The sequence below is a fragment of the Sphingobium agrisoli genome, from assembly GCF_041877245.1.
Classification (GTDB): Bacteria; Pseudomonadota; Alphaproteobacteria; order Sphingomonadales; family Sphingomonadaceae; genus Sphingobium.
Map to the genome: position 1 here is coordinate 914,545 of NZ_JBHDJI010000001.1, position 11,576 is coordinate 926,120.

Here is an 11,576-nt window from a genome sequence, read left to right on the forward strand (position 1 = left end):
CGCGCATGACCACGCCCGAACGCGACTACTGCTATTTCATCGACCACCGCAAATACAACCGCAATGTCGGGTGCCGGCGGCATGACAATATGTACGGCATCAATGGCGGCGGCGGCGAGCGGGATCGCTGGCACGCCGATCTGACCTTCTACCGCCATATGAAGGCCAACGGCGATCCGATGGCGCTTCCCGCTTTGGTCGCCTGCCTTGTCTTCGGCTGGTTCTGCTGGAACTATCACCCCGGCAAGGGGCTGTGGCGCGGGCAGTTGCTCCGCCGCTTCGTGAAGGCGCCCAAATGAGCGCCCGCACCGTTCGGGTTGGCGACGTGACGATCGCCAACGACCGGCCCTTCGTCCTCATCTCCGGCCCCTGTCAGATCGAGAGCCGCGACCATGCGCTGTTCATGGCGGAAGCACTGGCGAAGGCGGCGGCGGGCGCGGGCGTCCCCTTCATCTTCAAGAGCAGCTTCGACAAGGCGAACCGCACCTCCGTTTCGGGCCGGCGCGGGGTCGGCATCGATTCGGGCCTCGCCATTCTTGCGGAAGTGAAGGCGACCCTTGGTTGTCCCGTCCTCACCGACATTCACGACGCGACCCAAGTGGAGGCCGCCGCGCAGGCCGTCGACATCCTCCAGATCCCAGCCTTCCTCTGCCGCCAGACGGATTTGCTGCTTGCCGCCGGCCGCACCGGCGCGGTCGTCAACGTCAAGAAGGGCCAGTTCCTCGCCCCCTGGGACATGGCTGCGGTGGCGCAGAAGGTCGCCTCCACCGGCAACGACCGGATATTGCTCACCGAGCGCGGGGCAAGCTTCGGCTACAACACTTTGGTCAGCGACATGCGCGCGCTGCCGGTGATGGCGCAGACCGGCTATCCTGTGGTGTTCGACGCCACCCACTCGGTGCAGCAGCCCGGAGGGCTGGGAAGCGCGTCGGGGGGTCAGCGGGAGTTCGCTCCCCTCCTCGCCCGCAGCGCCATCGCCGCCGGCGTCGCCGCGATCTTCGCCGAAGCCCATCAAGACCCGGACAACGCGCCCTCCGACGGCCCGGTCATGCTCCCGCTGGAGTGGGTCGGCCCGATGCTGGAAAAGCTGAAGCGCATCGACGAGGTGGTCAAAAACTAAACCATCCCCGTTCGGACCGTGCCTTTAAACAGGACCGTTCGTGCTGAGTAGGGACTGAGCGAAGTCGAAGTCCCGTATCGAAGCATTCGCGCCAAGTCCCGTCCTTCGATATGCCATTTCGACTTCGCTCAATGGCTACTCAGGACGAACGGAGTGGTTCAGACTGAGCGCAATCGGTTCAGTGTATCAGGGCCGCGTCTGCCCCGTCCCGCGCACGATCCACTTGTAGGTCGTCAGCCCCTCCAGCGCCACCGGCCCGCGGGCGTGCAGCCGCCCGGTCGAAATGCCGATCTCCGCCCCCAGTCCGAACTCGCCGCCGTCGGCGAACTGGGTGGAGGCGTTCCACATCACGATCGCGCTGTCGACCGCGTTCAGGAAACGCTCGGCGGTCGCCGCATCCTCGGTGATGATCGCATCGGTATGGTGGCTGGCATGAGCGGCGATATGCGCGATCGCGCCTTCGACCCCATCGACCTGCGCTACCGAAACGATCGCATCGAGATATTCGGTATCCCAGTCCTCGTCCGACGCCGCGCTCACCCGCGCGTCCATCGCCTGCACGCCCGTGTCGCCGCGCACTTCGCAGCCGGCGTCAAGCAGCGCCGCGACGACCGAAGCGCCCTCCCCGAAGGCCCGGTCGATCAGCACCGTCTCGGTCGCACCGCAAATGCCGGTGCGGCGCATCTTGGCGTTCACGACCAGGCTGCGCGCCATCGCCGGATCGGCAGCAGCATCGATATAGCTGTGGTTGATCCCGTCGAGATGCGCGAGCACCGGCACCCGCGCTTCCTCCTGCACCCGCGCGACCAGGCTCTTGCCGCCGCGCGGCACGATCAGGTCGACGAACTCGGCCGCCTTCAGCAGCGCGCCCACCGCCGCGCGGTCGGTCGTCGGCACCAGCTGCACCGCCTCGGCGGGCAGGCCGGCGGCGACGATCCCCTCGATCATCGCGGCATGGATCGCGCGGTTGCTTTCCTTCGCCTCGCTACCGCCGCGCAGGATCACCGCGTTGCCTGCGCGCAGACACAGGGCGGCCGCATCGGCGGTCACATTGGGCCGGCTTTCGTAGATGATGCCGATCACCCCGAGCGGCACGCGAACCCGGCTCAGTTCCAGCCCATTGGGGCGGACGATCGTGTCTATGACGCTGCCGAGCGGATTGGCCAGCGTCGCCACCTGCTCCACGCCCGCCGCCGCGCCCGCGATCCGTCCTTCGTCCAGCTTCAGCCGGTCGAGCATCGCGCGCGACAGCCCGTTGGCGGCGGCATTTTCCATGTCGCGCGCATTGGCCGCGATGATGGCCGGCGCATGATCCCGCACCGCCTGCGCCGCGCGGACAAGCGCATCGGCCTTCTGCGCGTCGCTCGCCTGCGCCAGCACGGCGGCGGCGGTCCGCGCCCGCGCGCCGAGCGTCGCGATCAGCATTTCGGGGGTCTGGGTCAGATCGTTCATGTAGAAGGTCTCGCCGGGAAAGGACGAGGCGCGCCTTAGCATGAAAGCGATCCGCGACAAACGGGCTGCGCCGCCAAAGGTTCGACGGCCGGATCATGGGTCGCATATGATCCGGCCGCCGATGGGCGAACTGCTCCGCCACGCCTTCGTCCTATCGAGTCCGCGCGGCATCCACATACCCCATACGCGGTAGGGATGCGGCTTTTTTTCATGACATTCCCGTAACAAAAGCCGAGCCGCCAGCCTGATCAGGCCGCCTGCGCCAGCTCCGCCTCGCGCGTCGCGCGGATCATCCGGCAGGGCGGGATGTTCCGCCATTCCAGCTCATCGGCAATATCGTCGAACAACGGTCGCAGCAGCCGAATCACGAAACGCGAATATTGGTAGATCAAAAACGATCCGCCGGGCCGCAACGCTGCCTTGGTCTCCGCGCAAATCCGCGCGCCGACGCCATCGGGCAGGGTCGAAAAGGGAATGCCCGACAGGACATAATCGGCCTCGACATGGCCGGCTTCCCGGATGAACCGCCGCACGTCGGCCGCCGATCCATGAACCACCCGCAACCGGGGATCGTCGATATGCGTTTCCAGCCAGGCGGCGAAATCGGGGTTGAGATCGATCGCGATCAGCGTGGCGTCGGCGGGCAGCCGGTCCAGGATCGACCGGGTGAAGGTGCCAACGCCCGGCCCATATTCCACGAACAGCCGGGTCGATCGCCAGTCCACCTGATCCAATATTCGGTCGACCAGCGTGGCCGAGGACGGGATGACCGACCCGATCATGCCGGGGTGTCGCACGAATTGGCGGAAGAAGAGCGACCACTGGCTCCAGAACGACCCCGCGACTTTATCATTCTTTTTCAGTGGGATGGAGGCCATCAACGCTCGCCTACTTCTGTTTGTGTCAACTGCCGTGCAATGGGTGCCGGTCGGCAGCCGCTTTTGCAACCAACTTGTCATGAACGCGGCGGCGGCGGATGGGTTCATCCGCCGCCGCTCACCGCTCATCCGTCGCGGTCGCGCGAACGGACCATGCCCGGCGCGATGAAGCCGATCGGCGACACGTCCATCGCCCGCTGTTTCAGCTGCGACTGAATCTTCTCATATTCGCGCTCCATCTCCGGCGTCACCGATGCGCGCGTGTCCTTCAGCGCCTCCTCGAAATGCGCCTGCGTGACCTTGTCGACGCTGAGCGACTGGCGCAGCGCGACAAGGCCGGCCCGCCGCACCAGGTCCTCAAGGTCCGCGCCGGTGAAGCGCTCGGTCTCCCGCGCCAGCATGTCCAGGTCCACATCATCGCCCAAGGGCATCTTGCCCGTATGGATGCCAAGGATGCGTCGCCGGCCCGTTTCGTCGGGCACCGGCACATAGATCAGCTCGTCGAACCGACCCGGCCGCAGCAAGGCCGGATCGACCAGGGTCGGCCGGTTGGTGGCGCCGATGACGACCACCGACTGCAATTCCTCCAGCCCGTCCATTTCCGCGAGGATGGTGTTCACCACCCGCTCGGTCACTGCCGGTTCGCCCAGCCCCCCGCCGCGCGCGGGCACGAGGCTGTCGAGCTCGTCAATGAAGATGACGGTCGGCGCCACCTGCCGCGCCCGCGCGAACAATCGGGCGATTTGCTGCTCGCTCTCACCATACCATTTGGACAGGAGATCGCTCGATTTGGTGGCGATGAAATTGGCCTGCGCCTCGCGCGCCACCGCCTTCGCCAGCAATGTCTTGCCGGTGCCGGGCGGACCATAGAGCAGGAAGCCCTTGGCTGGGCGGATGCCGATCCGGCGGAAGGCGTCGGGGTCTTTGAGCGGCAGCTCAACCCCTTCCTTCAGGCGCATCTGCGCCTCGTCCAGCCCTCCTATATCCGACCAGCCGATATTGGGCGCCTGCACCATCACCTCGCGCATGGCGGAAGGCTGTACCCGCTTGATGGCGGACATGAAGTCCTCGCGCGTGACCGACAATTCCTCCAGCACGTCGGGCGGGATCGTTCCTTCCTCCAGGTTCAGGCGCGGCATGAAGCGCCGCACCGTCTCGATCGCCGCCTCGCGACTGAGCGCCGCCAGGTCCGCGCCGACGAAGCCGTAGGTCATGCGGGCCAGCTCGGACAGGTCCACCTTGTCGCCCAGCGGCATGCCGCGCGTATGGATGCCCAAAATCTCGCGCCGACCGCGCTCGTCCGGCACGCCGACGATGATCTCGCGATCGAACCGGCCCGGCCGCCGCAGCGCCTCGTCGATCGCCTCGGGCCTGTTGGTCGCGGCGATCACCACCAGATTGGCGCGTGGCTCCAGCCCGTCCATCAGCGTCAACAGTTGCGCAACGAGGCGCTTCTCGGTCTCACCGGTCACATTGCCGCGCTTGGGCGCGATCGAATCGATCTCGTCGATGAACAGGATCGAGGGCGCGGACTTGCTGGCCGCCTCGAATATCTCGCGCAGCTGCTTTTCCGACTCGCCATAGGCGGAGCCCATGATCTCCGGCCCGTTGATCAGGAAGAATTCCGCATCTGCCTCGTTCGCCACCGCGCGGGCGAGCCGGGTCTTGCCGGTGCCCGGCGGGCCGTGGAGCAGCACGCCCTTGGGCGGATCGACACCCAGCCGCTCGAACAGTTCGGGATAGCGCAGCGGCAGCTCCACCATCTCGCGCAACTGGTCGATCGTGTCGGCCATGCCGCCGACATCGTCATAGGTGACATCGGCGCGGCGCAACTCGCGCGGTTCCTCATATTCGGCGCGCAGCTCGACCTCGGTGTCGCCGTCGATATGCACGACCCCCTTGGGCACGGTCGAAACCACGACCAGCCGGATTTCCTGGAGCGCATATGCCGGGGCCGCCAGCATCTGGCGCAGTTGCGGCGGCATATCCGTAGGCGGCACCTGCTGCTGCCCCGCGGTAGCGACAATGTCTCCAGCGGCCAGTGGCCGCTGGAAGAAGACGCGCTTGAGCGCATCTGGATTGCCCTGGAGGCGCAGGTTATTTTGTGCAGGCGCGAACACCACCCGCTGCGCCGGGCGCGGCTCGATCTTGGCGATCTGGACGAAATCGCCCGACCCGATGCCGGCATTGGCGCGCTGGAGCCCATCGAGACGGAGCACGTCCAGCCCTTCATCCTCTTTGTAGGGACGCACCACCCGCGCGGAGGTCGACCGCTTGCCGATGATCTCCACCACATCGCCCTCGGCCAGATGCAGCTCGGCCATCACGGCGAGCGGCAGGCGCGCAAGTCCGCGCCCCGCATCCTCCGGCCGCGCGTTTGCGACCTGTATCCTTCGCCCGGTGTCGTCCTGATCGGCCACGCATCGTCCCCGTCTTTGTCATTCCGTAACGAGATAGGGAACGCAGCAGCGATCGGAAAGACCCCTGCGCAAACGACAACATGGGACAAAAAAAGGGCCGGCAAAATGCCAGCCCTGAAAGTTTTAGGAGAGGATGCCTGAAAGGCCCTTCCTATATGCGTTGCAGCGTGAAATATTGCAAGTGCGAAAGGCGGGCACTGGTTGCAAAAATTGCATCTTGCCATTTTCCGCGATTTCCTGCTCACTAGGGGCAGGATGCTTGGAACCGGGCTGCGCGCCGCTCGATAAAGAGAATTGACGCGGCGCAGCGGATCGGGTTCGGACGATAACAGATTATGCGTAGATTGCCGCCCCTCACGGCCCTGGAGGCCTTTGTTCAGGTCGCGCGCCTCGGCTCGGTCAAGGCGGCCGCGGAGGAGCTTGCGCTCTCGACTCCGGCGCTCAGCCGTCGCGTCCAGGCGCTCGAACGCTTTATCGGCCGCCCCTTGTTCGACCGCAAGCATCAGGCGCTGGAGATCAACGCCGACGGCCAGCGCCTGCTGGACGATATCGCCCCGGCGCTCGATTCGCTCAGCCTCGCGCTCGAAAATATCCAGAGCGGCGGCAACCAGCTCCGGCTTCGCCTTGCGGTGATGCCGCTCTTTGCCACGCAGCGGCTCTTCCCCCATCTGGGAAAGCTCAGGCAGCAGCATCCACAGCTTCATATCGATATCGAAACCACGCCCCATGCCGTGGCGCGGCTGGGCGAAGGGCTCGACGCCGCGATCGTCCTGTCGAAGGACATCGACGCGGCCCTCTACGCCCATCAGCTCGATCATGAGGAAGTCTATCTGATCGGCCGCCGCGAACTGCTGGAGGGGCCGCACGCCCTCACCAGCCCGGAGGAGCTGGCGCAGCAGACGGTCCTGCTCCATCGCGACATGGCGCTTTCCTTCGACGCGTGGAAGGAGGCGGCGGGGCTGCCCGACCTGCAACCGCTGGCGATCGACAATTATGATTCGGGGCAGCTCATGCTGGAGGCCGCCGCGCAGGGCCTAGGCGTCGCGGTCATGCACGCCAGCCATTATGAACAGGCGGGCGATCCGCGCCTGGTGCGCCTCTTCCCCATCCATGTCGACAGCCCGTACCGTTATTTCTTCGTGTGCCGCCCCCGCGCGCTCCAGACCCGCGCGGTGCGGATTTTCCGCGACTGGCTGATCGCCGCCGACATCTGACGCGCAAATCCGCAACCGCGCCCTTAACCTTGTCGCCGCGCGGCCGTATTAAGGGGCATGACCGGGGGAACGACCATATCCGCTAGCCCGCAACATGGGCTGACCGACCGTCTGGCGCGCTGGGCGCGCGGTATATCGGGCCGATCCGACGAGGAGCAGGAGCCGGAAACGCAGCGCCCCCGCTCCGGCACGGCGTCCAACCGCGAAATCAACCGCCGCCGTCAACTCTACGCCGATATCGGCGATTTCCTCTTCGCCCATGATCTCGATCTCACCCCGATCAACTTCAGCGTCGCGCTCGATTATCTGACCGGCGCCAACATCGGGGTCGAAAAGGCGATCCGCGCGGTCATGATGGAGCGCGGGAAGATCACCAACGGCTGGATCGAAAACCTCGCCGCCGAACAGCGCAGCGACGAAGTGACGCCCGACTCGCTCGCCGCCATGCTCGACAAGGTCGAGGAAAATCTCAGCAATTTCACCGGGCTGATGCACGAATCGCGCAATTCGGCGAAAAGCTACGGCGCCGCGCTTCAGGAGGAGGCAAAGGAGCTGGAGGGGCGCGACAGCGAGCCCGTGCTCGCCCGCCTCGTGGGGCTGACCCGCTCGATGGTCGAAAAGACCCGCCAAGTCGAAGGGCAATTGCGCGAAAATCAGAAGCAGACGCAGGCGCTCAAATCCAGCCTCGAAAATGCCCGCCGCGCCGCCGAGCATGACCATCTGACCGGCCTGCCCAACCGCCGCGCTTTCGAAGGCGTGCTGCGCGAGGAGGTCAAGCAGGCGCAGGACAATGGCGAGATGCTCTCGGTCGCCTTCTGCGACATCGACCATTTCAAGCATGTCAACGACACCCACGGCCACGACACCGGTGACCGGGTGCTGAAGTTCGTCGCCGGGCTGCTGGCCAAAGTGTCCGACGACCGCTGCCATGTCGCACGCCATGGCGGCGAGGAATTCGTGATGCTCTTCCGCGGCAAGACCGCCGCCGAAACCTGCAAGGCGGTGGACGATGTGCGCGAGGATCTCGCCGGCCGCAGCCTCGTCAACCGCACCAATGGCGAGCGGATGGAGCGGATCAGCTTCTCGGCCGGGGTCGCCAACGTGCTCGCCTATGAAGACCCGCGCGCTGCGCTCAAGGCCGCGGACCGCGCCCTCTACCTCGCCAAGGAACATGGCCGCAACAGGGTCTATCTCGCGGCCGAGACGGATTGACCTGCCCTAGAAGTCCGGCTTTTCATAATGGGGCGGCGGGGTGATGACCTCCATCCGCTCCGACAGCAGGGGGCGGAAGGACGGGCGCGACTTGAACCCCGCATACCAGCGCTTGACCGGCTCATGCCCGGCCCAGTCGATCCCGCCCAGATAATCCGCGACCGACAGATGCGCCGCCGCCGCGATGTCGGCCAGGCTCAGCGTCCCCCCGGCCATCCAGCTGCGATGATCGAGCAGATAGTCCATATAATCCATATGAACGTTCGCCCGCTTCATCGCTTCGCGCAGCACGCGCGCGTCGGGCGGCGCGCGGTCGATCAGGCGCTTCTTCATCCGCTCGTGCAGCAGCGGGCCGACCACGTCGCCATAGAAATTCTGGTCGAAGAAAGTGGTCAGCCGCCGCACCTCCGCGCGGCCTGAGGCGGTGCCGGAAATCAGCGGGAACTTCTCCACCGTCTCCTCGAAATATTCGCAGATCGCCTGACTGTCGATCAGCGTGACGCCCTTCTCCTGCTCGACCATGACCGGTGTCGTGCCGGCAGGGTTCAGGTCCAGAAACTCGTCCCGCATCGCCCAGGGCGATTCGCGCACCAGATCGTAACCGATCCCCTTCTCGCCCAGCAGCAGGCGAACCTTGCGGGAAAAGGGGCAGAGCGGGAATTGATAGAGCAACCACATAGGCGATCCCTGTTAGGCGCGCTGGCGGAAAGGGGAAAGCCGCAAAATGCCGTGCCGGCCCCCATGATTTCAGCTTGCAGGCTGGCATAAACGGCATGTTCCGCCCTTGTGATGCGGTAGTGCGGCGATAGAAGGGGCGCAAACCTGATTGCGCGATGGAAAGGATGCCCGATGTCTGACGATTATTTCCCGGTGCCGGGCGCGTGGGCGAGCGAAGCGCTGATGGACCGCGCGGCCCGCGAAGCCGATTATCGCCGCTCGATCGACGATTCCCATGCCTATTGGCAGGAGCGTGCGCAGCGGCTCGACTGGATAAAGGCGCCCACCCTGACCAACGATAGCAGCTTCGCCGAGGCCGATTTCGGCGTCCGCTGGTTCGCCGACGGCGTGCTCAACGTCAGCGCCAACTGCATCGACCGCCACCTGCCCGAACGCGCCGATCAGACCGCTATCATTTGGGAACCCGATTCCCCCGATGCGCCGGCACGGTCCTACACCTATGCGCAGGTGCATGAAGAGGTCTGCCGTCTGGCCAACGTCCTCAAGGCCGCTGGCGCGAAGAAGGGCGACCGCATCACCGTCTATATGCCGATGATCCCGGAGGCCGCCTTCGCTCTCCTGGCCTGCGCGCGGATCGGCGCGATCCATTCGGTCGTGTTCGGCGGCTTCTCGCCCGAAGCGCTTGCCGGCCGCATCCAGGATTGCGATTCCACGCTTGTCATCACCGCCGACGAAGGCTGCCGCGCCGGGAAGAAAGTCCCCCTCAAAGCCAATGTCAACGCCGCGCTCAAGGAGTGTCCCGGCGTCAGGACGGTACTGGTGGTGAAAGCCACCGGCGGCGACATCGCGATGCAGCCGGGCCGCGACCTATGGCTGCACGAGGAAGCGGACAAGGTCTCGGCCGACTGCCCGCCCGAGCCGATGAACGCCGAAGACCCGCTTTTCATCCTCTATACCTCCGGCTCCACCGGCAAGCCCAAGGGCGTGCTGCACACGACCGGCGGCTATCTTCTCTGGGCAAGCCTCACCCACGAACTCTGCTTCGACTATCGTCCCGGCGATATCTACTGGTGCGCGGCCGACATCGGCTGGGTCACGGGCCACAGCTATATCGTCTATGGCCCGCTGGCGAACGGCGCGACGACGCTCATGTATGAAGGCGTGCCCAACTGGCCCACCCCCTCGCGCATCTGGGAAGTGGTGGACAAGCATCAGGTCCAGACCATCTTCACCGCCCCCACGGCGCTGCGCGCGCTGATGAAGGAGGGCGACGAGTTCGTGACCCGCACCAGCCGCCAGTCGCTCCGCCTGCTCGGCACGGTTGGCGAGCCGATCAACCCGGAAGCGTGGCGCTGGTATCATCATGTCGTTGGCGAGGATCGCTGCCCGATCATCGACACCTGGTGGCAGACGGAGACAGGCGCGGCGATGATCGCGCCGATGCCCGGTGCCACCGACCTGAAGCCCGGTTCCGCCACCCTGCCGATGCCGGGCGTCGTCCCGCAGATCGTGGACGCGGAAGGGCAGGTGCTGGACGGCGCGTGCGAGGGCAATCTCGTCATCGCGCAAAGCTGGCCGGGGCAGATGCGGACCGTGTGGAACGATCATGACCGCTTCTTCCAGACCTATTTCACCACCTTTTCCGGCAAATATACCACCGGCGACGGCGCACGGCGCGACGCGGACGGCTATTATTGGATTACCGGCCGGGTCGACGACGTCATCAACGTGTCGGGCCACCGCATGGGCACGGCCGAGGTCGAAAGCGCGCTGGTGCTGCACGAAGCGGTGGCGGAGGCGGCGGTCGTCGGCTTCCCCCATGACGTGAAAGGCCAGGGCATCTACGCCTATGTGACCCTGAACAGCGGCGAGGAACCGAGCAACGCCCTGCGCGCTACTTTGGTCAAGTGGGTCCGCACCGAAATCGGCCCGATCGCCACCCCCGATGCGATCCAATTCGCCCCCGGCCTGCCCAAGACACGCAGCGGCAAGATCATGCGCCGCATCCTCCGTAAAATTGCGGAGGGCGAAGTCTCGGCGCAGGCGCTAGGAGATACCAGCACACTGGCCGACCCGTCGGTGGTCGACAATCTTGTCGCGAACCGGCAGGGTTAGAGTGCAGACCTGGACGGAGCCGCCCTTGGACCGCTACACATTCGTTGCCCGCGCGCTGCACTGGATCATGGCGGTCCTGATCATCGCCAATCTGATCCTTGGCATTGGCCATGATGCGCTACCCAAGGACTGGGCGATAATGCCGGTCCACAAGTCGATCGGATTGACGGTGCTGGCGCTCACCCTGGTGCGGTTGGGCTGGCGGCTGGGCCACCGCCCTCCGCTGCTCCCGGTTGCCATGCCAGGCTGGGAAAAAGCGGCCGCGCACGCCACCCATTTCCTCTTCTATGCCTTCATGCTCCTCGTGCCGCTGACCGGCTGGATCATGACATCGGCTGGCACCCGGCCGCTCAACTGGTTCTTTCTGTTCGACGTGCCTAGAGCGAGATGACGTGAGGCTGAATCGAGAGGGGTTTTGCTCGGGCCTATTATGTGATTCAAGATGCCGGCTGGGGAATGGAGGCCAGCGGGCATGGCGAAACCCTAT

At 65.4% G+C, this 11,576-nt stretch carries 9 protein-coding genes and 1 pseudogene; 6 read left to right on the forward strand and 4 right to left on the reverse strand.

What is annotated here, in order from left to right:
* Window positions 1–5: 5 nt before the first annotated feature.
* Together ACETPF_RS04285 and kdsA are read left to right on the forward strand one after the other, a co-directional pair.
* Window positions 6–299 carry a hypothetical protein gene (locus ACETPF_RS04285; protein ID WP_373933014.1) on the forward strand — a complete coding sequence of 98 codons (294 nt, stop codon included), beginning with the start codon at window positions 6–8 and terminating at the stop codon, window positions 297–299.
* A complete protein-coding gene (kdsA, locus tag ACETPF_RS04290) occupies window positions 296–1,120 on the forward strand; it encodes a 3-deoxy-8-phosphooctulonate synthase (RefSeq protein WP_373933015.1) in 825 nt (274 codons plus the stop codon). Before ACETPF_RS04285 ends, kdsA begins: the two co-directional genes overlap by 4 nt.
* A gap of 186 nt (window positions 1,121–1,306) precedes the next feature.
* Here the strand turns inward: kdsA and ACETPF_RS04295 are convergent, their stop codons facing one another.
* The 3 genes from ACETPF_RS04295 to ACETPF_RS04305 form a co-directional block, all read right to left on the reverse strand.
* Window positions 1,307–2,572 carry a glutamate-5-semialdehyde dehydrogenase gene (locus ACETPF_RS04295; RefSeq protein ID WP_373933073.1) on the reverse strand — a complete coding sequence of 422 codons (1,266 nt, stop codon included), beginning with the start codon at window positions 2,570–2,572 and terminating at the stop codon, window positions 1,307–1,309.
* 248 nt (window positions 2,573–2,820) lie between these two features.
* Window positions 2,821–3,450 carry a class I SAM-dependent methyltransferase gene (locus tag ACETPF_RS04300; RefSeq protein WP_373933016.1) on the reverse strand — a complete coding sequence of 210 codons (630 nt, stop codon included), beginning with the start codon at window positions 3,448–3,450 and terminating at the stop codon, window positions 2,821–2,823.
* A 125-nt stretch (window positions 3,451–3,575) separates the two neighbouring features.
* On the reverse strand, window positions 3,576–5,870 hold the full coding sequence (locus ACETPF_RS04305) for a CDC48 family AAA ATPase (protein ID WP_373933017.1): 2,295 nt from the start codon (window positions 5,868–5,870) through the stop codon (window positions 3,576–3,578).
* A gap of 335 nt (window positions 5,871–6,205) precedes the next feature.
* Between ACETPF_RS04305 and ACETPF_RS04310 the strand changes: the two genes are divergently transcribed.
* The gene (locus ACETPF_RS04310; protein ID WP_373933018.1) at window positions 6,206–7,084 is read left to right on the forward strand and encodes a LysR substrate-binding domain-containing protein; all 879 of its coding nucleotides are present in this window, start codon (window positions 6,206–6,208) and stop codon (window positions 7,082–7,084) included.
* 57 nt (window positions 7,085–7,141) lie between these two features.
* Window positions 7,142–8,296 carry a GGDEF domain-containing protein gene (locus tag ACETPF_RS04315; RefSeq protein WP_373933019.1) on the forward strand — a complete coding sequence of 385 codons (1,155 nt, stop codon included), beginning with the start codon at window positions 7,142–7,144 and terminating at the stop codon, window positions 8,294–8,296.
* Between the two features lie 6 nt (window positions 8,297–8,302).
* Here the strand turns inward: ACETPF_RS04315 and ACETPF_RS04320 are convergent, their stop codons facing one another.
* A complete protein-coding gene (locus ACETPF_RS04320; protein WP_373933020.1) occupies window positions 8,303–8,974 on the reverse strand; it encodes a glutathione S-transferase family protein in 672 nt (223 codons plus the stop codon).
* Between the two features lie 171 nt (window positions 8,975–9,145).
* Between ACETPF_RS04320 and acs the strand changes: the two genes are divergently transcribed.
* Both acs and ACETPF_RS04330 read left to right on the forward strand, forming a co-directional pair.
* Window positions 9,146–11,089 carry an acetate--CoA ligase gene (gene acs / locus ACETPF_RS04325; protein WP_373933021.1) on the forward strand — a complete coding sequence of 648 codons (1,944 nt, stop codon included), beginning with the start codon at window positions 9,146–9,148 and terminating at the stop codon, window positions 11,087–11,089.
* 25 nt (window positions 11,090–11,114) lie between these two features.
* Window positions 11,115–11,471: pseudogene (locus tag ACETPF_RS04330) on the forward strand (cytochrome b); the annotation flags it as partial.
* Window positions 11,472–11,576 lie beyond the last annotated feature (105 nt).